The organism is candidate division KSB1 bacterium (assembly GCA_034506255.1).
In the GTDB taxonomy this organism is placed as follows: Bacteria; Zhuqueibacterota; Zhuqueibacteria; order Zhuqueibacterales; family Zhuqueibacteraceae; genus Coneutiohabitans; species Coneutiohabitans thermophilus.
This window is the reverse complement of sequence record JAPDPX010000006.1, coordinates 175,768-198,162: the sequence shown is the minus strand read 5'-3', so window position 1 is coordinate 198,162 and position 22,395 is coordinate 175,768. Positions and strand designations below refer to the sequence as shown.

Genomic DNA, 22,395 nt, shown 5'->3' with positions numbered 1-22,395 from the left:
CGCCTCTCAGCGGCGGCGCCAGGTTTTGCGCCGGGCCTCCCGCGCAAACAGGGTTTCCAATTGTTGCATCATCAGGGCGTGGGAGAATTTCCCGGCCACGCGCCGGCGCGCGGCTTCTCCCATGGCGCGTCGCTGTTCGCCATCCTGCAGCAAGGCACAGGCGTGCGCGGCCAGGGCGCCGGCATCACCGGGCGGAAGGAGAAAACCGGTGAGGCCGTGCTCGACGATCTCGGGCATGCTGCTGATGTTCGTCGTGATGACCGGTTTGCCCGCGGCCATGGCTTCGATCAACACCAAACCGAAACCCTCCCAAAACGAAGGCAGCAGCAGCACATCGATCGCCGCCATCACGGCGGGAATGTCGTCAACGAAGCCGGCAAGCAGCAGATGTTGCTGCCAGCCCTGGCGCTGTCGTTCGCTCTCGATCATGGTGCGCAACGGGCCTTCGCCAACCAGCACCAGTCGCGCCGCCGGCACCTGCGGCAAAATTTTCGCGAACGCCGCCAGCAGCACCGTGAGGCCTTTGCGCTCGTCCAACTGCCCGACGAAGCCGAGCACGGGCGCGTCGGCGGGAAGCTGCCATTTTTTTCGCAGGCTGGTGCCGTCGGCGGCGGCAAATTCCGCCGGATCGATGCCGTTGTAGATCACGCTGATGCGCTCCGGCGCCAGCCAGGGCGCATGGCGCAAAAGGGCGGCCTTGGTGGCTTGGGAATTGGCGAGCACATGCGTGGCCAGCACATTGTATGCAAAGCGGTAGCGCCAGCGATTCTTGAGCGGATAATCAATCCCGCGCCGCGGAATGATGGCAGGCACCCCCGCCAGCCGTGCCGCCAGACCGCCCAGACGCAGCTCCTTGTCCATGTTGGTCAGCACCACGTCGAAGTCATGCCGTTTCATCCAGCATGCCAACTGGCAGAGCTGCAGAGGATCGAAATCGCTGCGGAAGGACAGCAGCTTGAGTGGTATGCCCCGGGCGGCGGCGCACGCCGCCAGCGCCGTGGCCGGCCGGCAACACAACCACACCTGATGGCCGGCGGCCGCGAGCGCCTGCAGCGTGCGCAGCATCCACACCTCGCCGCCGCCGAACATGCGAATGCTATTGATGAACAGAATGCGCATGCTGCTGCCTGTGCAGAAGGTGATGAATATGTTGTACCACGGCCTGCGCGCCATGATGTGCCAGCGCCCAGGCGCGGCCTGCCCGCGCCAGGCGCATGCGCTCATCCGGGTGCCGGCAGAGCCAGCGCAGTTTTTCGACGAGATTCTGCGCCGTGATTTCGACGAAGCCGTGATCAGGATAGCGCGCGCTGAAATCGGGCATCAAGCTGGTGCAGGTGCAGATGCCGAGCGCCAGGGCCTCGATCGCGTTGACGCCGTAGCCCAGCTCGCCCAGATTGTCGATGAAAATATCGCACGCTGCTTTGCGCCGCATGGCTTCGGCATGCGGCATCCCCTCGATCAACTCCAAACGCACGGGAAATTCGCCGGCCAGGCTTTGCACCGCGGCGATGATCAACTCGCTGCCCTTGGCATGGCGATTGGTGGGCGCATGGCCGATGACCAGCGGGCCCGAAGATTTCGCCGGCTGCACGACATAACGCTCGAATTCGAACGGGAAGAAAAGATGATGCAGGCTGGGATCGAGCAGGAGATGGTCGAATTCCAGCGTCAGCCGGAGATCGGCCTGGCGGTCCACTGCCGGCACCAGACCGCGCGTGCGCAAATCCGAGCCGGTGTAGAGGCAGATGATGGTTTTGCCGCGGCGTTTGAGCTCGCGCACCAGCCGGCCGTCACGGTAAAATTCCATGCCGCCGTCGAACTGATAGACATCGAAATTCCAAAAATCCACCGCCGCCAGGGCACGCTGGATTGCCGGCGTCCACAGCCATTCCCGCAACTGGAGCAACCATTGCTCCGCACGGGTGTGCGGCTGCCACTGCGGCGGGCCGGAGCGCGTGATGTGGCGGGTGTTGTTCACCTGCAGACGATCCGGATGAGAGAACAACCGCTTGGCCCAGCGCAAACCGGCAAAATCCAGCAGCGGCAGTTCCAGGCACACGTCCTCTTCATAGCCGCGGGGATCACGGCCGAACGTGATCAATCGGCTGTGCCAGCCCAGCCGGCGTTCGGCACGCACGCATGTGATCGGCACGCCCGAAGTATTAAACGGCGCAAGATGAAGAATGCGTCGGCAGGAAGACATGTCACCTGCAAGCTTTGCTGCATCGAGGTTGGGCGCAAGCACCGCTCTCCACCTCGTCATGCTGTCATCCCTCGGGAGCGCAGGCATCCCTGCCTGCAGACAAGATGAGCTCTGCGCTGCCTTCCCCCACACGTAACCGCGGCCTCGCGCCATGCTGCGGGCAGCCTCCCGGCGGCAGGGGAAATTCCGCACCTGCGAGTGAGCTCCCGTGTCGGGGGAAGATTTTTGCAACAGGACTAGCCATCAGAGGCACCGCTTCCGCTTTGAAAATGCGGTCGGCACCCGTGGTCGTGCGTAATGGCCAGTGAAATCTAAACAACGGCCGGCAAAATGCCAGAGAAAAATCAGCCGGTTCGAGAGGCCTCCGGTCGTGGGTCTGATGTCTGTCCGAACGCATGGCTGGTGGCGGGAATATTTCTGCAGCAGCTTGGCCCACGTCTGAAAATCCTCGGAATCTTCATGACACCCGGCATTGCGGAACGCCGGCTGAGCCGGGGAGAACATTCGGATTGACACTCGCAGGCGGTTGCGCCGGCAGAGAGCCGCAGGAGGCGAAAGGCTGCAGCGAGCAGCACCACCCTGGGAAATTCCTGGTGAACTGTAAACCTGAATTCTGCAGTCCCCGCCCCTCGCGGGCGGCTGTTCAAAAATGAATTTTTGCTACTTCAGCAGCGACCACGAGGGGTCTGGGCTGCAAAAATCAACGTAAGAGTGCACTAGCCCAATTCCAGATACAGCGTGTCCCGGAAGATGCCCTGCGCGCCGAAACTCTCTTTGAAGTTTGCCAGTCCCCAATTGGGTTCGGAGTTCAAAGTAAACGTGCCGAAATCGAGCGCGCGCAGACCTTGTGCGCGGCACCAGCGCAAAACTTCGAACATCAGCAACTCAAAGCCGTGATATTGCCGAAAGCCCTCGCGATGGCTGAGATAATAGAAGGCCAGCGCCGCGCGGGGATTGCACAGGAAAAGCAGGGTTCCGGCAATCATCTCCGCACCCAGGCAGGCGGTGAAGAGTCGGAGCTGTCCGGGCAGCAGCCGGCGCAGGCACTGCAGGTCCGCCAGCGAATGCGTCGGCTCGACGTGATGGCGCGCCAGCATGTGGTTCCGCAAATGGGCATGAAAGGCGGGAAAATCGTCACTCTCCTGAATCGTCACCCCGCGTCTTTGCGCCCGCCGCACGGCGCGGTGGAATTCGCGCGGCAACAGCCCGGCGGGCGGGTCGGCGGGAATGATGCTGGTGACCTCCCGCTTGCGATAGCGGAAACCGTGACGCCACAACACATAGTCGAGATGGTTGTTGGGATGGCTGAAATAGACCGGCGGTGGCAAAGTGATCTCGACGCCGGCATAGCCCTGCCGGCGGCAGTGCTCCAGCAACAGTGTCACCAGGCGGTCGCATTCCTGCACGCCGAGGGCGGCAGCGGTGGCCGGGCCGCCAAATGAGGCGCCGGGATGTGAACGCAGCACATTGCGGCCGGTGTGCGGGTCGAGCGCGGCGGGCAGGACGGCGCAGAGTTCGTTGTGTTTGAAGAAGAGCAGCGAAGCATCAACAAAACGGCCGGCAGGGTGATAAGCTAAAAAGGCACGTGTGTGAAACAGCGTGCCTTGATTGGAATGCGGGATGAAGGCGTCCCAAAGCTGCCGGTGGCCTTCGTCATAGCGCACAAGCGTGAGGGCAGCCCGGCCGGCCGGCGTTGGCCCAGGCACGGCACTCATTGGCGATCACCCATCAGGGTGACGAGCAGGGCTTTTTGAATATGCAGACGATTTTCCGCCTGGTCGAAAATGATCGAAGCCGGGCTTTCCATGACTTCGTGGGTCACCTCTTCGCCGCGATGCGCCGGCAGGCAGTGCATGAATTTCGCCCCCGGCTTGGCGAGGGCCAGCAACCGGCTGTCGATGACATAATTTTTGAACACCCGGCGCCGGTGTTCCGCCTCGGCCTCCTGGCCCATGCTGGCCCACACATCGGTATAGAGAATGTCGGCGCCGGCCGCGGCCGCCGCCGGTTCGCGCACGATCTCGATGCGGCCCACGTTGGCGGCACGGGCACGCGCCACGATCGCGGCATTCGGTTCGTAGCCCTCCGGACAGGCGATGCGGAAGGTCAGCGGAATCTTGCTGGCCATGTTGACCCAGGAATTGGCGACGTTGTTGCCGTCGCCGATGTAGGCCACCACCAGATCATCGAAATGGCCGCGCTGCTCCAGGATCGTCAGCATGTCGCCCAGAATCTGGCAGGGGTGGAGCAAATCGGTGAGGCCGTTGATCACCGGCACGCTGGCATATTGCGCCAGCTCGAGCAGATGCTCATGATCGAACAGCCGGGCCATCAGACCGTCGACATATCGGGACAGGACGCGTGCCACATCGGCCACGGCTTCGCGTTTGCCCAGGCCGATTTCGTTGGGGGAGAGGTAAAGGGCGTGGCCGCCGAGCTGAAACATGCCGACCTCGAACGACACGCGCGTGCGTGTTGAAGGTTTCATGAACAGCATGCCCAGCGTCTTGCCCGGCAGGAGGGCGTGTGGCACCCCCGCCTTCTGTTTGGCTTTGAGCTCGCGCGCGAGCGTGAACAACGACCAAATTTCCTCGGTGGACCAGTCGGCAATACTGAGAAAATCCCGTTTCATGTGCAGTCCCGATGGTTGGATACCCTAAAGAATGTAGCGGCTGTAATCCGGATCCTCGCTGATTTTCTTGAAGGTCTCGCGCACCATGTCGGCAGTGATGGTGATCTTGCCGGTTTTGGTTTCGGGCACTTCGAAGAGAATGTCTTCCAACAGGGCGCTCAGGACGGTGTGCAGCCGCCGGGCGCCGATGTTTTCCGTTTTTTCATTGACGCGATGCGCCGTCTCCGCAATCTCCCGCACCGCCTGCTTTTCGAATTCCAGCTCCACGCCCTCGGTGGCGAGCAGGGCGGTGTACTGCTTGAGCAGGGCATTTTTCGGCTCGGTCAGAATGCGGACAAAATCGTCGGCCGTCAGGCTTTCCAGCTCGACGCGAATCGGGAAGCGGCCCTGCAGTTCGGGGATGAGATCGGAAGGTTTGGAGATGTGAAAGGCGCCGCTGGCGATGAACAGCACGTGATCGGTGCGCACCATGCCGTATTTGGTGAAGACGTTTGTGCCCTCCACCACCGGCAGCAGGTCACGCTGTACGCCCTCGCGCGAGACGTCCGGGCCGACGGTGTTTTTGCTGCCCGCCACCTTGTCGATTTCATCGAGGAAAACGATGCCGCTGTTTTCCACGCGCGCGATGGCCTCCTTCACCACTTGATCCATGTCGATGAGCTTGTTGGCCTCCTCCTGGATGAGATGGGTGCGTGCCTCCGCCACCGTCATTTTGCGGCGCTTCATTTTTTTGGGCAGCATGTTGCCCACCAGGTCCTGCAGATTGATGCCCAGCTCTTCGACGCCGATGGGCGAAATCACCTGCATCATCGGCATGCTGTCGGCGGCGACGTCGAGCTCGACCATGCGCTCTTCGAGTTTGCCGGCGAGCAGTTGTTCGCGCATTTTGTCGCGCGTGCGCTGCCGCCGCTGCTCCAGCTCGCTGTCGCTTTCCTCCTCGCCGGCGGCGCTGTCCTCGCCCTGTTCGTTGTGGTCGCGCGCGGCAGCCGCCTTGCGCCGCGGCCGCAGGTTGGGGAGCAGCAGATCGAGCAGCCGTTCGGTGGCCAGCTTCTCCGCCTGTTCCTGCACCGCCGCGGTTTTCTCGGAGCGTACCATCGCCACCGCCAGGTCGGTGAGGTCGCGGATGATGGATTCGACATCGCGGCCGACGTAGCCGACTTCGGTGAACTTGGAGGCTTCGACCTTGATGAAGGGGGCCTTGGCCAGGCGCGACAGCCGGCGCGCGATTTCGGTCTTGCCCACGCCGGTGGGGCCGATGAGAATGATGTTGTTCGGCATGATCTCTTCGCGCAGACTCTCCGGCACGTGCTGCCGGCGCCAGCGGTTGCGCAGCGCGATCGCCACCGAACGCTTCGCCCGATCCTGGCCGATGATATACTTGTCCAGCTCCGCCACGATTTGCCGCGGCGTGAGCGGGGCCATTTCTTCCTGCGCACGGGCAGGTGACATTACCGTGGCATTATCCATAGTTGAGTTCTTCAATCACGAGGCTCTTGTTGGTGTAAATGCAGATGTCGGCGGCCAGCATCATCGCCTCCTCCACGATTTCCCGCGCCGACAGGTTGGAATAGCGCACCAGGGCGCGTGCGGCCGCCATGGCATAGCCGCCGCCGGAACCGATGGCGATGATGCCGTCATCGGGCTCGATCACGTCGCCGGTGCCGGAAATCACGAAGGTCTTGTCCTTGTCCATGACCACCAGTTGCGCCTCCAGGCGGCGCAGATAGCGGTCGGTACGCCATTCCTTCGCCAGTTCGACGGCGGCACGGCTGAGGTTGCCGCGGAATTTCTCCAGGCGCTCTTCAAATTTCTCGAACAACGCAAAGGCATCCGCCGCCGCGCCGGCGAAGCCCACCAGCACCGAGTCTTTGTACAGGCGGCGGATTTTGCGCGCGTTCATTTTGAGAATGGTGTCACCATAGGTGACCTGCCCGTCGCCCGCCAGGGCACAACTGTTTTTGTGGCGGACGCCCAGGATCGTGGTGGCGTGGATCACGGGAAACATGGCTGCCCTTTGTGTGATGAAGGTGGTCTGCCCGGGCCCGGCCGGCGGTCTCAGATCTTCCGGCGCAGGCGTGAAACCGGAATCATCATCTGCTCGCGGTATTTTGCCACCGTGCGCCGCGCCACGTTGAAATTCTCGCGCTTGAGAATGTTGGCGATGGTCTGGTCGTTGAGCGGCTTGCTGGGATCCTCGGCATTGATGATTTCCTGGATGCGCTGCTTGATGCGGCGGTTGGAGACCTCATCGCCGTCATCGGATTTCAGGCCCTCGCTGAAGAAGTATTTCAATTCGAACACGCCGTGCTCGGTTTGCACGTACTTGCCGTTGGTCACGCGCGAGACGGTCGAGATGTCCATGCCGATCTCGTCGGCAATGTCCTTCAGGATCATCGGCTTGATGTATTGCTTGCCGTGCTCAAAGAACTCGCGCTGTTTCTGCACGATCGCCTCCATCACCCGCAAAATGGTGAGCCGGCGCTGATGGATGGAGTTGATCAGCCAGCGCGCCGATTCCAGCCGCTTCTTCACGAATTCGCGCGCCTCGCGCGCCTGCTGCCGGTTTTTGGCGTTTTTCAGCAAAATTTCCTTGTAGCGGTTGTTGATGCGCAGATGCGGCACGTTGGAATCATGCAGAATGATGCGGAAACCATCGCCGTCGCGCTCCACTGTCAGATCGGGCACAATGGCATTGTCCTGCGCCGAAAAATAACCCTCGCCGGGCTTGGGGTTGAGCTGGGTGATTTCCTCCATCGCCTCCTTGATGTCATCCAGGCTCACCTCCAGCTTTTTCGCGATTTTTTCGAAACGTTTGTTGGTAAAATCGTCGAAGCACTCCCGGATGATTCTGATGGCCAGCTCGTGGCGCGGGAGTTTGTCCTCGAGCTGGATCAACAGGCATTCCTGCAGATTGCGCGCCGCGATGCCGACCGGGTCAAACCGTTGAATCTGGCGCAGCACAGCCTCGACTTTTTCGACAGTGGTGCCGAGATTCTGCGCCACCAGTTCCACCGAACAGGCCAGGTAGCCGTCCTCGTTGATGTTCCAGATCAGGTATTCACCAATGGTGATTTCCTCCTCGCTCAGCCGCTGCATGTGCAACTGGGTGAGCAGGTGCTCGGGCAGGGTCTCGGGCGAGGCCTCCTGCTGCTCGTACACCTCCACGCTGTTGTCGCGCGGGGCGCGGTATTCGTAATTTTCCTCGTCGCCCAGAATCGCCTCCCAGTCCACGTCGTCTTTCTCGATCTCCTCCTTTTCGGATTCAGCTTCCTCCATGGCGGCCTCGCTCTCCGCCTCGGGTGGCTCCTCTTCCTTCTGCTCGAGTGTCATCTCCTCCTCCTGCTCCTGTTCGGTTTCCATTTCCATGTCGTCGACGACTTCGAGCAGGGGATTCTGTTCGAGCTCCATGCGCAGCTTTTGCTCGAGCATGACGGTCGGCAATTGCAGCAGGGAGGACAGCAGGACCTGCTGCGGTGATTGCCGAAGCTGCTGGCTCAGCTTTTGGGATAAATTCAACATGTCACACGCTTCTCCGAAATTCCTTTCAGCGATCCAGACGAAACTTGTCTCCTAAATACAGCTTGCGCGCTTCCGGATCATTGGCGAGAGACTCGGTGGTGCCGGACTTCAGCACCGTGCCCTCGTAGAGCAGATAGGCGCGGTCGGTGATCGAAAGGGTCTCATGCACGTTGTGATCCGTGATCAGCACCCCGATGCCGCGGCGCTTCAGGCCGCGCACGATCTCCTGAATGTCCTCCACCGCGATGGGGTCGACACCGGCAAACGGTTCATCCAGCAGGATGAATTTGGGGTTGGTCACCAGCGCCCGGGTGATCTCCACGCGGCGGCGCTCGCCGCCCGACAGGGTATAGGCGTAATTCCTGGCAAGAGGCGCGATGGCCAGCTCCTCCAGCAGCTCCTCCAGCCGTTGTTGCCTTGCCCGCGCCGGCAGCGGCAGCGTCTCCAAAATCGCCAGAATATTCTCGGCCACCGTCAAGCGCCGGAAAATGCTGGGCTCCTGCGACAAATAACCCACCCCCAGTTTGGCGCGGCGATACATCGGCATGGTGGTGACTTCGGTGTCCTCCAGGAAGATCTTGCCCTCCGTCGGCCGGATCATGCCGGTGATCATGTAAAACGTCGTGGTCTTCCCCGCACCGTTGGGCCCCAGCAGGCCAACGATTTCGCCCTGTCTGACCTCGATGGAGACCTGATTGACAACGCGGCGCTTGTTGTAAATCTTGACGAGTCGTTCGGAACGCAACATGACTCCACCGTGATCCCGCCGGCGCTCACCATCCTGCGGTCGGGCAATTCGTGTTCGGGAGAAAGATTCCTGCCTCAACTGTGTCGAGGCGGCGGCCGGGCCGTGAGGCTTTGTCACAAACCGACACGTGGCAAGGAACCCTTCCGGCAGATCGGAACTCCCGCGCAAAATTGAAAACCATTGCGCGGGAGCAAAACTTGACGCATGCGTCAAAAAGTCGTCCTGTCAAAACCCTCGGCATCCCACGAGAATTCGAATGCCCCGGCTCAACCGGCGCAGGAACATTCTCCCACAAATTCATGATTTCGGAAGGAGAGCGATTGTGCTCAATCGCGGCGCGTGCCACGGCCGCTGCTGTCTGCGTGTGCGCTTGCCGGCGGCTCAAACCGGCCGTTGGAAACGCCCGGCTTGCTTTGCACCACCACGCGCTGCAATTCCTGATTGGCGACGAACAGGATGAGGCGGTCACCCTGCACGCGATTGAGGCCCTTTTCCCGACCGTCTTCGATCACATAATAAACGCCGGTGGCGGCCTCCTCCACCTCGATGCGCTCCGCCTGTTCGTTGCGGAAATAGGTTGTGATCCGCCCGCCGGACAGGGTGTTGAGACGCTGGCCGTCGCGTTGCGCCTGCACCGCGGAAGTGGCGGTGGCCCTGCCGCTCACCACGGATTTTTCGAGTTGCTGCGCGTCATTGAAGAAAAGCGTGATTTGTTCCCCCCGGGTTTCCTCCTCCGCGCGCCAGGCCACCGGCGATTGACGCAATTCGATTTTTTTCTCATCGCGGAAATATTCCGCCTCGCCGCAGGTCGCACGCGTGCCCTGGCGAACGATTTCAACATTACCCGTGACCTGGACGCGGCTGCCGCCACCGGTCATTGTGATGGTTTCCCCGCGCAGGCGCATGCGCTCGCTGCCGAGAGAATCAAACTCGATGAGCACGGGCGCAAGTGTGGCCCTGGCGTAGCCGCTGCCGCGGCGATATTCCACCCGGCCGCAGGCGAGCTGCACGCGCTTCTCCTGCTGCCACAGCATGACTTCCTGCTCGGCGAGCGCAAGACTGTCGCGCTCGTAATAGGTCAGCTTGCGGGCGGACAAGCGGCTGTTGCGGTCGCCCAGCTCCACCCGGCCCAGGGCCTCCTGCATGCGAAAATTTTCAAAATAATTCACCCGCTCGGCCCGCAGCCATTTGTGGCCCTCCCGAATATCGACATTGCCGATCAGCTCGATCAGGCCGCGGTCGGGAATGCGCCGCGCACGGTCGCACGACACCCGCAGGCTGTCCTGCGTGAAACGAACGTTGCCAATCAACTCCATGACTGTCAGACCGGCCTCGATCACCGACCGGCCGGAGTCGGCATGTTCCAGTTTCAGCGGCCCGCCTTCGCTTTGCGCCCGGCCTGTGGCGGTCAGCAGAAGCAGGAGAATGGCCGCGAGCCGGTGCCGGCTTTTTTGTCCAGGGCCGGGGATACTGCCGGGCCGGGTGCCCCTGTCTGGATGCCGCGTCAGGGGCCTGCCGGGAAAGTGCCGCCGCAACGGTTTCCAGCCGGCAAGCAGCCAGGAGGTTTGCACGGCGTTGTCCGTGCGACGGGTGTGCCAGCTTATATGACAACTCATTTGAACCGACATGTCAGGTGCACGCTCGCAGCCCATCCGCGCCCCGGCAGACTAACGACCCGGCAAATTCACCTTTTTCTTGCTGATGCCGGAAAGTTTGTGGATCGACCATAGTTTCAAGGTGGCGTCCGATTCGAAGCCGTGGCCGTGCAGCGTGTCACCGCGCGCGGTGGTGATGGTGACGAATTCCTCGCTCACGATTCTTTCACGCTGATTGAGCCAGCGCAGTTTCTCGGTGCGCAAGGTCATGCCGCTGTCGGACACCACCACCACGTTGCCGAGCGCCTCGACATCGTTGCTGTTTTCATAAAGGATGCCGCGCGTCGAGGTGAGGCTGGAGGTATGCTCACCCTTCCTGCCGTAAAAATCGACCATCACGCCCTGATCGAACAGCACGCGGCGGTCCTTGGAATATTTCGCCATGTGACCGTACTGCACGATCGCGGTGATGCGGCCGCTGTTGGTCACCGTGACTTTGCTGTTCCAGCCCTCCTGATCCGGGCCGTTGAAGGCCTTGTCCGGAGTCGCTGTCTGCGGTGAAGACTGGCAGCCGGCGAACAGCAGCGCCGCGGCGCAAATTGCCAACCACAAAGTTTTCATCACGCGCTCACCAGCCTGCCGGCCCTTTCAGGCCTGCGGTTTGGTTTTCCAGCGCTCGTGCATCCATACCCATTGTTCGGGGTGTTCGCGAATGAAGGCTTCCACCGCCTTCGAGCAGCGCTGTACGTTTCCGGGACGGTCATGTGCTTGCAGCGGAATCTCCGGGCTGATCGCGACGGTGTGGGTGAAATCTTCGTTCATCCAAATTGCCAGCGGCACCAGCGGTGCGCCGGTGCGCTCGGCGAACACCACCGGCCCGGCCGGGGTGTAGGCCGGGTGCCCGAAGAAATCGACAAATTCACCATCGACGCGCGTGTCTTGATCGATCAAGATGCCCAGCACGCCACCGGACTTCAGCCAGCGCAGCATTTCGCGCGCGGCGCCGGCGGTGCGCGGGATGTTACGACAGCCGGCCAGTTCGCGTTCCCGCACCAGCAGGGCGTCCAGACGTGGATCATAGAGCGCGGTGCCGACCACCGCCAGCGGAAAATGCTGCGCAATGAACGCCGCCAGCAATTCCCAGCAGCCCAGGTGGCCGGTGATGCAAATCACGCCGCGGCCCTTGGCCAGCGCGGCCTCGAGATGTTCGCGACCGGTGAAGGAAACGAAGCGCTCGAGACCGGCGCGCTGAAGCTGCCGCAGGCGCACCGCCTCGGCGGCGTTGCGGCCGAGATAACGGAAGCATTCCCGCGCCAGGGCCCGAATCTCCACCTCGGAACGCTTGCCGCCAAACGCCAGCCGCAAGTGACGCAGCGTTTTCTCACGCTCGCGCCGCAACAGCCGAAAGGCGAGCAGCCCGAGCTGTTCGAACAACGCCAGTGCCGGTCGCCGCGGCAGGCGCTGCATCACCGCCAACAGCAGGCGAATGAACCAATAAATGCCGCCATTCTTGATTCTCTTCAGCAGTGGCTTGCGATTCACGGCGACGATGGCGAGGCGTTCTCTATTTTTATAGTCGAAGGCACACAGCCGGCTCCGGTTGCGTGCCCGCTCGAAGTGGTGACGGCGGACTTGCCGGCAACCGTTCTGGCTTTTGCCCCCGGTTAGACTCGGACGTTGTGGGCGCCGGCGCTGTTCCAGGCTCCCGCCTTAGGGCGGAGCCGTTGCCGCGAGATTTTAAACGAACAGCGCTAGGCCACGCCCGCCTTCAACAAATCATGCAAATGTACCATGCCGGCGGGGCGCTGCCCGGCATCGACGATGATCATCTGCATGATGTTATGCTCTTCCATGATCTCCAGCACCCTGGCTGCCAGCGTGCCCAGCGGCACGGTTTTGGGATGCGGGGTCATGATTTGCCGGGCCTGCAGCTCATAGACGGGCAGGCGGCGGCGCAGCAGGCGGCGCAAGTCGCCGTCGGTGACGATGCCGGCGAGCCTGCCGTTGTCATCCACCACGCAGGTTGCGCCAAAGCGCTTGCTGGTGATTTCCAGGATGATCTCTTCCAGCGTGGCGGTCAGGCCCACGCGGGCAACACGCTCGCCGCTGTACATCACATCATCAATGCGCAGCAGCAGCTTGCGGCCGAGCGTGCCGCCGGGATGCCGCAGCGCAAAATCGGCCGGGGAGAAGTGGCGTTTCTCCAGCAGCGCGACCGCCAGCGCGTCCCCCAGCGCCAGGGTGGCGGTGGTGCTGGCGGTGGGCGCGAGATCATGCGGGCAGGCTTCGCGCTTGACGCGGATGTCCAAAATCACATCGGCGCGCTCGGCCAGCGGCGAATGACGGTTGGCGGTCATCGCCAGGATGGGAATGCCCAGGCGCTTGAACAGCGGCAGCAGGAGATGAAACTCGTTGGTGGTGCCGCTTTTGGAAATGCAGATCACCACGTCGCCGGGCATCACCATGCCGAGGTCGCCGTGCGCCGCTTCCGCGGGATGCACGAACATGGCGGCCGTGCCGGTGCTGGAAAGCGTGGCTGCGATCTTCTGGGCGATGATCCCGCTTTTGCCGATGCCCGAAACGATCACCCGGCCGCGGCAATTGTAGAGCAATTCCACTGCGGCCTCGAAGCTGGCATCGAGACGATGCTCCAGCGCGGCCACCGCCTCGGCCTCGATGCGGATGACTTCACGGGCGATGTCAAGCAGGTTGCGCATGAACGTTTGCTGCGGCGCCACGGCGCGGTTTCTGTCTCACCAAAACTTTCGGGTCAGGTCTGCGATGGCCTTGGCCTGCACCAGCAGGTCCTCCAGCTTGGCGATCGGCCACTGGCTGGCGGCATCGCATTTCGCTTCCGCGGGATTGGGATGGGCTTCAAGGAACAGGGCGTCACAGCCGGCTGCCAGTGCGGCGCGCGTCAAGGCCGGCACGAATTGCGGCCTGCCACCCGCCGGGTCCGAAGACGGCAGACCGTAAACCCGCACGGCATGCGTGGGGTCGAACATCACCGGGTAGCCGAGCTCGCGCAGGATCACCAGCGCGCGCATGTCGACCACCAGATCGTGATAGCCGTGGCAGGCACCGCGTTCGGTCAGAATGATGTTGTGGTTGCCGGCGCGCTCGATCTTGCCGATGACGTTGCGCAAATCCGCCGGATGGAGAAACTGGCCCTTCTTGACGTTGACCACTCGGCCGGTTTTCGCAACCGCCAGGGTGAGCGTGGTCTGCATGCAGAGATACGCCGGAATCTGAATCACATCCAGCACCTCGGCACAGGCTGCGGCCTCATGCGCATCATGAATGTCGGACAGCACGGGCACCTGAAACGCCTCCTTGATGCGGCGCAGCAGCGCCAGCCCGGCGCGCAACCCCGGGCCTTGATAGCTCAGCTCGGAGGAGCGATTGTCTTTGAGATAGGAAGATTTGAAAATCAACGGCAGGCCGACCCTGGCCGCGATGTTGCAGATGCGCTCGGCGGCCGTCATCATCGTTTTTTCGTCCTCGATGACGCACGGCCCGCAGATCAGCACCAGTGGGTGCTCCCCGCCGACTTTGATTTTTCCAATTTCGATGGTGCGAGTCATGAGGGGGTGATCCTCCTGTGAACCCATTTTGAGGGCGTTGCCCCGGGCTTTCGCATGACCATGCCGGCGGATACCCTGTGCCGGGTGGCGGTGCTCACCGCCCCGGCGCCGCCTGGTTTTCACTTCCCCGCAAACTTCCGTGCCGCAGCGACAAAATCATGAAACAGCGGGTGCGGATGCAGCGCGCGCGAGCGCAGCTCCGGATGGAACTGCACGCCAATGGACCTCGATGGCTTGCAAGACTTTGCCTTCAGCGGCATGGGATTGCCAGGGAGCATGCCTTTCCCCGCGGATTTCATTGAAAGTTTTGCAGAATCGTGCGAAGATCGTTTTCCAGTTTTGGCAACTGGGTTTGAATAATCTGCCACACTTCTTCTGCATCTATGCCAAAATAGTTGTGCGCAACGATGTTTCTCAAACCGCGAATTCTGAGCCAGCCGATTGGGGATTTTTCGTGATGAATTCATCAGAGAGTCTGGCGACCATTTCTCCGATGATGATGAAATTCATCATGCAAGCCTCGAAATCACGTTCGTTTTTGTGGAAATCATCAGCATTGCGGTAGCCGGAGGAATATCTGTTGATTTTTGCAATCGCTTCCAGCATCGTCAGTACATTCAATTTGTCATTCCCAGACATAAATCGCCTCTTTCAAAAGGCGGATTTTGAGATGAGGCTTCACATATTTTTCCCGACAGATATCGACTTCCCGGTGGAAAGAGGTTTGCAATGAATCACGCAACCTCATTTTTTTGTCAAAAAGATCGTCAGTACCGGGTTCGAATTCGACCAGCAGGTCGATATCGCTTTTCCCGGTTTGTTCACCTCGGGCAAAGGAGCCGATAAGCCCCAGCTTGACGATGCCCAAATCGGTTCTGAGTATCTGGCGATGCTGGCGCAAAAACTCGAGAACCTCGCTGGCATTCAACATCAGGCCTCCTCCAGGTGTTGCCGGGAAGCTTACAACAGAAAGCCGGTGGTTGGCTGCCGGGCTGCCTGGTTTTCACTTCCCCGCAAACTTCAGTGCCGCAGCGACAAAATCACGAAACAGCGGGTGCGGATGCAGCGCGCGCGAGCGCAGCTCCGGATGGAACTGCACCCCGACGAACCAGGGATGGCCCTCCAGTTCCATGATCTCGACCAGCTTGGTGTCGGGATTCACCCCGCTGACCTGCAGGCCGTGCTCGAGCAACTGCGGCAGGTAGCGGTTGTTGACCTCCCAGCGGTGGCGGTGCCGCTCGTGAACCATGCCGGTTTGATAGGCTTGATAGGCGCGGCTGCCGGGCTTCAACTCGCAGCGATAGGCTCCCAGCCGCATGGTGCCGCCCATCTGCTTGACGTTGACCTGGGTTTCCATCTTGTCGATCACCGGGGTGGGGGTGTGCTCGTCGAATTCGGTGCTGTTGGCGTCGGGCAGGCCGCAGACATGACGGGCGAACTCGATCACCGCGCATTGCAGCCCCAGGCAGATGCCCAAAAACGGCATTTTGCGCTCGCGGCACGCCTGAATCATCTTGATCTTGCCCTCCACGCCCCGGCTGCCGAAGCCCGGGCAGACCACCATGCCGTGCATGCCGGCGAAACTCGCCGGGATGCCGCTCTGCTCCACCTGCTCGGTGTCGATCCAGTGCAGCTCGACGTGGGCGTCGTTGGCGACGCCGGCAGGCACAAAGGCCTCGACGATGCTTTTGTAGGAATCCTTCAGGCCGATATACTTGCCACACATGGCAATGTTGACGGTGTGGCGGGGATGCTTGATTTTGTGCACCAGGTTGCGCCAGGCTTCCAGGTCCACTGCGCGGCGCCGGCCGGCAGCATCGTCCTGCAGATTGAGCCGTTGCGTGATGAGCGTGCCCAGCCCCTGCTCCTCGAAAATCAGCGGGATTTCATAAATCGAAGCGACATCGCGCGCCTCGATGACACATTCCGCCGGCACGTTGCAAAACAGGCCGATTTTCCTGCGCAGCTCCAGCGCGAGATGCCCTTCGACGCGGCAGAGCAGAATGTCCGGTTGGATGCCGATCTCGCGCAGCTTCATCACCGAATGCTGCGTGGGCTTGGTCTTCAATTCGCCGGAGGCACGGATGTAGGGCACCAGGGTCAGGTGGATGGTGACACAGTTTTCGACGCCGACCTCCAGGCGGAGCTGCCGGATGGTCTCCAGAAACGGCAGACTCTCGATGTCACCGACGGTGCCGCCCACTTCGGTGATGACGACGTCGGACATGCCGTTGTCGCGGCCCAGGTCGATGATGCGGCGCTTGATTTCATCGGTGATGTGGGGAATCACCTGCACCGTGTTGCCGAGATAATCGCCGTGGCGTTCCTTGGTGATGACGGTGTAATAGATTTGGCCGGTGGTGGCATTGTTCCGGCGTGACATGTCGACATCGATGAAGCGCTCATAATGGCCCAGGTCGAGATCGGTTTCCGCGCCATCATTGGTGACAAAAACCTCGCCGTGTTGGTACGGGCTCATGGTGCCGGGATCGATGTTGATGTAGGGATCCAGTTTGAGCATGTTCACCTTGAGTCCGCGCGCCTTGAGCAACACGCCAATGGCTGCCGAAGCCACACCTTTCCCCAAAGCCGAAACCACGCCGCCGGTGATGAACAGGTACTTGGTGTTCTTGTTGGGAATCAAGTTTTCTTTCCTGGTTGAAAATGCGATGGGTTCAACGGCTTTTGGTCGATAACTCGCGCGTCAAGGCCTCGAGATCTTCCGGCGTATCGACACTCCTTCCGTCATATTCGGTGCGCGCCACGTGAATCTTGACGCCGCGCTCAAGCAGGCGCAGTTGCTCCAGGCGCTCCACCCGCTCGAGATGGCCGGGCGGCCATTTGACAAACTTCAGCAACAGCTCCCGCCGGAAAACATAAACCCCGATGTGTTTCAAATACTGGTAATGCTCCAGCCACTCCCGGCCGGAGCGGCAGTCGCGGCAGTAGGGGATGGGGGAGCGGGAGAAGTAAAGCGCGGTATGATCCTGCGCCAGCGCGATCTTGACGACGTTGGGATCCTGCAGCTCCGCGGGCCGCGTAATGGCACAGGCCAGGGTGCTGAATTCGGCATTGGCATCGCGCAACACCACGCTCACTGCCAGATCGATGGCGCGCGGATCGATGAGCGGTTCGTCGCCCTGAATGTTCACCACCAGGTCCGGGAGGGGGTCCATGCGGGCGGCGACCTCGGCGATGCGGTCACTGCCGCTGGGATGATCCTCGCGCGTCATGGTCACGCGGCCGCCGAAGCCCTCCACCGCCGCGGCAATGCGATGATCATCCGTCGCCACCCACAGCTCACTCAGGGTCACGGCTTGGCTGGCGCGCTCATACACCCACTGAATCATCGGACGGTCCAGCAGGCGCGCCAGGGGCTTGCCGGGAAAGCGGGTGGAAGCATAACGCGCCGGAATCACTCCGAGAACATTCATGATCATACCCGGTCAGGATCAATGCGTTGCAGTTCGTGTTGGTCGGATCCAGGCAAACTCATCAGCGCCCGCCGCCGGTTGTCGTTGCCTGCCGTCTCTCACCGGAATCTTGGGTTGCGGCATCGACGCGGCAGCCAAAACCTCGTGCCGGCGTCACTGGCCGGTGTTGCTCGCAATGCCACGCGGGAGGAAGCGGCAGGCGTTGATGGTGAGGGCCAGGTATTAGCCGATCACCTTGGGCACGGAAAAATAGCCAAGCTTGCGTGCGGGTGCGTTTTGCAGAATCTCCTCCGCCGAGTTGTCCTGCGCCACGCAATCTTCACGAAAGACGTTGCAGCGGTCGAGCACATGTGCAGTGGCCGGCACGTGCTCCACGTCGAGTTCCTCGAGCTGTTGCACATAACCGACAATGGCCTCCAATTCACGGGCGAGGCGGGCCAGCTCCTCTTCACTAAAACTGAGCTTGGCAAGCTTGGCCAGATGCCGTGTTTCTGCAATGGAGATCGACATGAGACCCGGAATTGTTGCAGTCCATTAATTCTTGGCTCGACGTTTGCTGAACGACAGCGCACTAATATAAAAGAAGCCGCGTCAGAGTCAAGGTTTAATCCCTTGTCATGGCCAGCCATTCTGTCTTTGTTGAGGTTAAGTGTGAAATGAAGCGACCTGCAGATTCAAAACATGAAGCCACCGCCAGCCGTGAGCTGTTTCCCTTCCGCGGAGCTCCCCACTCCAATTGAAAACGTGAACCTGCGATAGATCGGTGCCAGCCACAAACCGCCGCCCAGGCTGGTGTGCCAGCCGCCCGGGCTTTGGGATTCGAACCACACGCGGCCGGCATCACCGAAAACAAAGAGGCCAAAATCCATGGGGAAGACGACTTTGGTGCGCACGAGATGGGCGCGCAATTCCGCGTTGCCAATGGCGGCAGCGTCGCCAGCAAAGCGTTCCCGCCGGAACCCGCGCAGCGAGACATTGCCGCCGGCAAATGCCGCTTCGTAATAAGGATATGCCCTGCCCCAAATTTTTTCGCCGGCGCCGCGCGTTGCCAGCGTTAAACGCTTGACAGGGGAATAGTAAAGCCGCAGCTCCGCTGCGCCTTTGGTGAAGGCGCGGGGGTTGTCGAAAACAGCGGGCACGTATGCCACACGGCTGCTGGCATAAAGCCCGCGGCTGGTGGCCACCGGCTGGTCGCGCAACTCCAGCTCCAGCCCGCTGCTCAACTCTGCCAGGCCGTTGATGGCCACGCCGTAAGGCCGGGTCTGCCGGACAAAAGTATTCTCCTGTGCCGCGGTGTCGGTGTATTTCACCGCGCCGGCCAGGCTCACGTGCAGATGCGGCAGCAAATCGAAACGCAGGGAGGGTCGCAGCCAGTATTCATGCATGCGGACGCGATAATACCCGCTGAGATTGGTTGTTCCCGCCCGGGCCACCGTACGCGACGAGTGATTGCCGAAGCCGTGAAAATTGCGCGCTTCACGCGGCACCGTGGCACCGGCCTCCAGACCGAAGCGAACGTGCTTGAAGACATCCACGATGTCAGCGGTGTAGCGCAGGCGAAATGCGCCGGTGGCAAAGGCCAGGTTGCCGCGCAGCGTCATTTTCCAGGCATGGGGTTGCTTGCGGAAAGCATAGCGATACCATGCCTGGCCGTGGCCGAAGAGCAGGCCGTCATCCGGAGTGTAAGCCAGAAAGGGTATCGACCTGGCCTCGCTGCCATAGTCCGGCCGGGCCGGTTTGTCCGCATGGCGGTTGACGAGCGAATCGACCGCCCCGAGCCGCATGCGCATGCCCGTGCCGCTGATCCGGGTTGTGCCGGCGGCGTCATAGATGAAGATCCGGCCGCCGTCCTCATTGACGAATTCATCCTCACCCGCGCCGCCAATCAGGCGCACGGTGATGCCCGTGTCTGCCCGGCCGCGCGCCACCGCTTTGTCTCGCCCTCCCATGAGAAAAAGCCGAACCTCTTTGGTCTCCGCGCGGTGAAACGTACGCTGAAACAGCAGGTCGTCACTTCGTTTGCCGGCGGCCTCGTCGAATTTGAAGATCTTGATCGTGAGCTGATCCCGCGCGGAACGGTCGAGCTCGGCATACTCCGGTTTGTCGCTCATTTTGATTTCGACATGTTCCGCCAGCAGGCGATAGTATTGCCGCGCCGCCTCGGGCATGTGATTGCGGCGTTGCTTCAGCCTCTGCTCCAGCTCCGGCCCGTTGATTTCATACACCGCCGGGGGCAATTGTTTCACCGCATATGCCAGCACGGAATCGGTGAGGCCGGCGACAAACGCCTGCGTCACCTGCTGGAAATCCGGCCACGCCAGCCGGTTCAAAAATTTGCGATCGGTATGGCGGCCGGAGTGGGTCAGGCTCACGATATCGGGCTTCGATTTGGCGAAATTTTCGAGCTGTTTGACCACGTCGCGCCGTTCGGCAAAGGCGGGCAGCAGGCCATCGAATTTGGCAAAGGCCTGATCACGATCGCGCGGAATGGGCAGCCAGATCTTGTTGTTGCCCTCGCTGAAGCGCGCCCAGCGCCATTGATCGGGATGGCGGTCCCAATCGCCGAGAAAAATATCCAGCAGCCGTGCGCGCAGATAGGCGCGTTGATCGACCGCGTCGTCGTTGTCTTCCTGCAGTTCCGCAAAGAGATCATCACTGCCGACGATTTTTTTCGCGCCGGCAAAGCCGCGTTCGCCGTCAGGGCCGTCAGCCGGCCGCTCTTCGATCATGCCCAGCAGCCCGCCAAACTCCTGCCGGAATTCGCCCAGGCGTGGATCATCCGGCATGATGACGAGCAGGGGATTGGCGTGCAACACGCCCACAGCTTCGGCAATGGCCGGCACCACCAGCGCGGCGTAAGGATGCGCGCTGCTGATCTGATCCTGGATGATGTCGGCGGCAACGGTTTCCTGCAACTCCGGTGGCAGAGTTTTGCCCGGGTCCTTGTCCAGCGAGCGAAAGGCAAACTCGCGGCCGTCTCCGGAATTGAAGCGCAGTGACTTGGTTTGCAGACCACCGCCTTTTTTTGAAGGGGTCAGGCCGCCGGCAAAATCCGCCAGATCGAGAACCGCCACGGTCACCGGCGCAGCCCAGACATCACGATAATGCGCGCCGAAGAAGAAGCGATGCAATCCGCCGCGAACGTAACGTGCACCCGGCACGCGTACTTCGCTTTTTGCAGCTTGCGTGGCATTTTCATTCGCGCTACTTTGTTGCCCGTTGGTCTCGCACTCCCAAGCGGACAGGCTGATCAGCAGCAACTGCATGGCAAGCTGGCGTGGCATGATTGTCCTCCATGGCATGGCAGTTACACGCTAAAACCCTTGTTGTCGATGCGGCAGCGCCGGTCGGGCATGCTGCCAGCTCACGCCTGCGTCAGATTTGCTGCGAAAATCAATGTGGCTGTCAAGTCAATAAGTCAAACCACCTGTGAAAAGTCAAGCACAAAGCCGCCGGCCCGCGCCTCCCGCGTCCCCTGCACTTTCCACCTCGCCGCCGGCCGGCCGCAGGAATGTCGTCACGCTCGGCTTCGTGAGCCTGCTCAACGACATGGCCGCGGAGATGGTCTATCCCATCATTCCGATCTTTCTCACCACCGTGCTGGCCGCGCCGGTGGCCATCGTCGGTTTGATTGAGGGCATTGCCGAAGCCACGGCCAGCGTGCTGAAGGTTTTTTCCGGCTGGCTGTCCGATCGCTGGCAATCGCGCAAACGTTTCGTTACCGGCGGTTACACGCTCGCGGCGGTTGCCAAGATCTTGCTGGCGCTGGCCGCCGCCTGGCCGCAGGTTTTGCTCGCGCGTTTTGTTGATCGCGCCGGCAAAGGCTTGCGCACCGCCGCCCGCGATGCGCTCATCGCCGATTCCACTGCTGCCCATCAGCGCGGGGCCGCGTTCGGTTTGCATCGCGGGCTCGACACCGCGGGCGCCGTGCTCGGCCCGCTGCTCGGGCTGGCCTTGCTGCAGGTCCTGCAGCATGACTATCGCGCCGTCTTTTGGCTCGCCGCGCTGCCCGCGCTGCTGGCGGTGTGGCTGTTGATCGCGTTGGTGCGCGAACCGCAACGCCGGAACGGCAATCTGCCGGCGGTGGAATTTCTGAAGTGGCGGCAATGCGATCCCGCCTTCAAGAAATTCTTGCTGGCCAGTGCCCTGTTTGCGCTGGGCAACAGCTCCGACGCGTTTCTCATCCTGCGGGCACAAGCGCTCGGCTATTCCGCCAGTGCTGCCGTGCTGCTGTTTGTGGTCTTCAATGCCGTCTATGCTCTGCTCGCGTTCCCGCTCGGCAAACTTGCCGACCGCTGCGGCGCGCGACCACTGCTCGCTGCTTCGTTCTTGCTGTTTGCGGTAATCTATGCCGGTTTCGGCCACGCTGGACACGCTGCCTGGCTGTGGTTGTTGTTTCCGCTGTATGGCTTGTACATGGCGATGAGTGAGGGCGTGGCCAAGGCTTACATCGCGGGCCTGGTGCCGGCGGAAAGGCGGGGCACGGCGCTGGGCTTGTTTTACACCGTCACCGGCGTGATCACGCTGCTGGCCAGCACCGTGGCCGGGCTGTTGTGGAGTTATTTCGGACCGGCAGCGCCGTTCTACTTCGGTGCGGTCCTGGCGCTGCTGGCGTGCGGGGTTTTTGTGAATTCGAAATAGCGTCGACTTCCAACACCGGACGAGTCATGCGGGGCATCG

21 protein-coding genes are annotated in these 22,395 nt (G+C 61.4%); 1 reads left to right on the top strand and 20 read right to left on the bottom strand.

Annotated features, from left to right (window positions below; genetic code table 11):
- Positions 1–6 precede the first annotated feature (6 nt).
- The 20 genes from ONB52_13845 to ONB52_13750 all read right to left on the bottom strand — a co-directional run bounded on the left by ONB52_13845 (position 7) and on the right by ONB52_13750 (position 20,999).
- Positions 7–1,119: a glycosyltransferase gene (locus ONB52_13845; protein ID MDZ7417218.1), complete on the bottom strand. Its 1,113-nt coding sequence runs from the start codon at positions 1,117–1,119 to the stop codon at positions 7–9.
- Positions 1,097–2,203, bottom strand: a complete 1,107-nt coding sequence (locus ONB52_13840) for a glycosyltransferase (protein MDZ7417217.1) — start codon at positions 2,201–2,203, stop codon at positions 1,097–1,099. The genes ONB52_13845 and ONB52_13840 overlap by 23 nt, the downstream gene beginning before the upstream one ends.
- 716 nt (positions 2,204–2,919) lie before the next feature.
- On the bottom strand, positions 2,920–3,918 hold the full coding sequence (locus ONB52_13835; protein ID MDZ7417216.1) for a GNAT family N-acetyltransferase: 999 nt from the start codon (positions 3,916–3,918) through the stop codon (positions 2,920–2,922).
- Complete coding sequence (gene argF, locus ONB52_13830) at positions 3,915–4,835, bottom strand: ornithine carbamoyltransferase (GenBank protein ID MDZ7417215.1); 921 nt, start codon at positions 4,833–4,835, stop codon at positions 3,915–3,917. The genes ONB52_13835 and argF overlap by 4 nt, the downstream gene beginning before the upstream one ends.
- A 24-nt stretch (positions 4,836–4,859) precedes the next feature.
- Positions 4,860–6,284, bottom strand: coding sequence for an ATP-dependent protease ATPase subunit HslU (gene hslU / locus ONB52_13825; GenBank protein MDZ7417214.1), 1,425 nt, complete (start codon positions 6,282–6,284; stop codon positions 4,860–4,862).
- A 10-nt stretch (positions 6,285–6,294) separates the two neighbouring features.
- The gene (gene hslV / locus ONB52_13820; GenBank protein MDZ7417213.1) at positions 6,295–6,840 is read right to left on the bottom strand and encodes an ATP-dependent protease subunit HslV; all 546 of its coding nucleotides are present in this window, start codon (positions 6,838–6,840) and stop codon (positions 6,295–6,297) included.
- Between the two features lie 50 nt (positions 6,841–6,890).
- Complete coding sequence (gene rpoN / locus ONB52_13815) at positions 6,891–8,354, bottom strand: RNA polymerase factor sigma-54 (protein ID MDZ7417212.1); 1,464 nt, start codon at positions 8,352–8,354, stop codon at positions 6,891–6,893.
- Positions 8,355–8,379: 25 nt separating this feature from the next.
- On the bottom strand, positions 8,380–9,102 hold the full coding sequence (gene lptB / locus ONB52_13810; GenBank protein MDZ7417211.1) for an LPS export ABC transporter ATP-binding protein: 723 nt from the start codon (positions 9,100–9,102) through the stop codon (positions 8,380–8,382).
- A 326-nt stretch (positions 9,103–9,428) separates the two neighbouring features.
- Positions 9,429–10,730, bottom strand: a complete 1,302-nt coding sequence (locus tag ONB52_13805) for a hypothetical protein (GenBank protein ID MDZ7417210.1) — start codon at positions 10,728–10,730, stop codon at positions 9,429–9,431.
- A gap of 39 nt (positions 10,731–10,769) precedes the next feature.
- Positions 10,770–11,318, bottom strand: coding sequence for an LPS export ABC transporter periplasmic protein LptC (gene lptC, locus ONB52_13800; protein ID MDZ7417209.1), 549 nt, complete (start codon positions 11,316–11,318; stop codon positions 10,770–10,772).
- Positions 11,319–11,345: 27 nt separating this feature from the next.
- Positions 11,346–12,239 carry a lysophospholipid acyltransferase family protein gene (locus tag ONB52_13795; protein MDZ7417208.1) on the bottom strand — a complete coding sequence of 298 codons (894 nt, stop codon included), beginning with the start codon at positions 12,237–12,239 and terminating at the stop codon, positions 11,346–11,348.
- Between the two features lie 209 nt (positions 12,240–12,448).
- On the bottom strand, positions 12,449–13,414 hold the full coding sequence (locus tag ONB52_13790; GenBank protein ID MDZ7417207.1) for a KpsF/GutQ family sugar-phosphate isomerase: 966 nt from the start codon (positions 13,412–13,414) through the stop codon (positions 12,449–12,451).
- A gap of 36 nt (positions 13,415–13,450) precedes the next feature.
- Positions 13,451–14,281, bottom strand: coding sequence for a 3-deoxy-8-phosphooctulonate synthase (kdsA, locus tag ONB52_13785; GenBank protein MDZ7417206.1), 831 nt, complete (start codon positions 14,279–14,281; stop codon positions 13,451–13,453).
- A gap of 119 nt (positions 14,282–14,400) precedes the next feature.
- Positions 14,401–14,580 (bottom strand): hypothetical protein, encoded by a 180-nt coding sequence (locus tag ONB52_13780; GenBank protein MDZ7417205.1) that lies wholly within the window; start codon positions 14,578–14,580, stop codon positions 14,401–14,403.
- Between the two features lie 115 nt (positions 14,581–14,695).
- The gene (locus tag ONB52_13775) at positions 14,696–14,902 is read right to left on the bottom strand and encodes a DUF86 domain-containing protein (GenBank protein ID MDZ7417204.1); all 207 of its coding nucleotides are present in this window, start codon (positions 14,900–14,902) and stop codon (positions 14,696–14,698) included.
- 4 nt (positions 14,903–14,906) lie between these two features.
- Entirely contained in the window at positions 14,907–15,212 is a 306-nt protein-coding gene (locus tag ONB52_13770) for a nucleotidyltransferase family protein (protein MDZ7417203.1), read from the bottom strand.
- A 72-nt stretch (positions 15,213–15,284) separates the two neighbouring features.
- Complete coding sequence (locus ONB52_13765; protein MDZ7417202.1) at positions 15,285–16,925, bottom strand: CTP synthase; 1,641 nt, start codon at positions 16,923–16,925, stop codon at positions 15,285–15,287.
- A gap of 31 nt (positions 16,926–16,956) precedes the next feature.
- Positions 16,957–17,715: a 3-deoxy-manno-octulosonate cytidylyltransferase gene (gene kdsB / locus ONB52_13760; protein ID MDZ7417201.1), complete on the bottom strand. Its 759-nt coding sequence runs from the start codon at positions 17,713–17,715 to the stop codon at positions 16,957–16,959.
- A 222-nt stretch (positions 17,716–17,937) separates the two neighbouring features.
- Positions 17,938–18,225: an Asp-tRNA(Asn)/Glu-tRNA(Gln) amidotransferase subunit GatC gene (gene gatC / locus ONB52_13755; protein MDZ7417200.1), complete on the bottom strand. Its 288-nt coding sequence runs from the start codon at positions 18,223–18,225 to the stop codon at positions 17,938–17,940.
- A gap of 164 nt (positions 18,226–18,389) precedes the next feature.
- Positions 18,390–20,999 carry a BamA/TamA family outer membrane protein gene (locus ONB52_13750; protein MDZ7417199.1) on the bottom strand — a complete coding sequence of 870 codons (2,610 nt, stop codon included), beginning with the start codon at positions 20,997–20,999 and terminating at the stop codon, positions 18,390–18,392.
- A 145-nt stretch (positions 21,000–21,144) separates the two neighbouring features.
- Between ONB52_13750 and ONB52_13745 the strand changes: the two genes are divergently transcribed.
- Positions 21,145–22,356, top strand: a complete 1,212-nt coding sequence (locus tag ONB52_13745) for an MFS transporter (GenBank protein MDZ7417198.1) — start codon at positions 21,145–21,147, stop codon at positions 22,354–22,356.
- Positions 22,357–22,395: the final 39 nt, after the last annotated feature.

What these genes read in the sequence shown, in the direction of transcription:
- ONB52_13845 (MDZ7417218.1), bottom strand. Translation starts at nt 1,119, where the DNA reads ATGCGCATTCTGTTCATCAATAGCATTCGCATGTTCGGCGGCGGCGAG.
- ONB52_13840 (MDZ7417217.1), bottom strand. Translation starts at nt 2,203, where the DNA reads ATGTCTTCCTGCCGACGCATTCTTCATCTTGCGCCGTTTAATACTTCG.
- ONB52_13835 (MDZ7417216.1), bottom strand. Translation starts at nt 3,918, where the DNA reads ATGAGTGCCGTGCCTGGGCCAACGCCGGCCGGCCGGGCTGCCCTCACG.
- argF (MDZ7417215.1), bottom strand. Translation starts at nt 4,835, where the DNA reads ATGAAACGGGATTTTCTCAGTATTGCCGACTGGTCCACCGAGGAAATT.
- hslU (MDZ7417214.1), bottom strand. Translation starts at nt 6,284, where the DNA reads ATGTCACCTGCCCGTGCGCAGGAAGAAATGGCCCCGCTCACGCCGCGG.
- hslV (MDZ7417213.1), bottom strand. Translation starts at nt 6,840, where the DNA reads ATGTTTCCCGTGATCCACGCCACCACGATCCTGGGCGTCCGCCACAAA.
- rpoN (MDZ7417212.1), bottom strand. Translation starts at nt 8,354, where the DNA reads ATGTTGAATTTATCCCAAAAGCTGAGCCAGCAGCTTCGGCAATCACCG.
- lptB (MDZ7417211.1), bottom strand. Translation starts at nt 9,102, where the DNA reads ATGTTGCGTTCCGAACGACTCGTCAAGATTTACAACAAGCGCCGCGTT.
- ONB52_13805 (MDZ7417210.1), bottom strand. Translation starts at nt 10,730, where the DNA reads ATGTCGGTTCAAATGAGTTGTCATATAAGCTGGCACACCCGTCGCACG.
- lptC (MDZ7417209.1), bottom strand. Translation starts at nt 11,318, where the DNA reads ATGAAAACTTTGTGGTTGGCAATTTGCGCCGCGGCGCTGCTGTTCGCC.
- ONB52_13790 (MDZ7417207.1), bottom strand. Translation starts at nt 13,414, where the DNA reads ATGCGCAACCTGCTTGACATCGCCCGTGAAGTCATCCGCATCGAGGCC.
- kdsA (MDZ7417206.1), bottom strand. Translation starts at nt 14,281, where the DNA reads ATGACTCGCACCATCGAAATTGGAAAAATCAAAGTCGGCGGGGAGCAC.
- ONB52_13780 (MDZ7417205.1), bottom strand. Translation starts at nt 14,580, where the DNA reads ATGAAATCCGCGGGGAAAGGCATGCTCCCTGGCAATCCCATGCCGCTG.
- ONB52_13770 (MDZ7417203.1), bottom strand. Translation starts at nt 15,212, where the DNA reads ATGTTGAATGCCAGCGAGGTTCTCGAGTTTTTGCGCCAGCATCGCCAG.
- kdsB (MDZ7417201.1), bottom strand. Translation starts at nt 17,715, where the DNA reads ATGAATGTTCTCGGAGTGATTCCGGCGCGTTATGCTTCCACCCGCTTT.
- gatC (MDZ7417200.1), bottom strand. Translation starts at nt 18,225, where the DNA reads ATGTCGATCTCCATTGCAGAAACACGGCATCTGGCCAAGCTTGCCAAG.
- ONB52_13750 (MDZ7417199.1), bottom strand. Translation starts at nt 20,999, where the DNA reads ATGCCACGCCAGCTTGCCATGCAGTTGCTGCTGATCAGCCTGTCCGCT.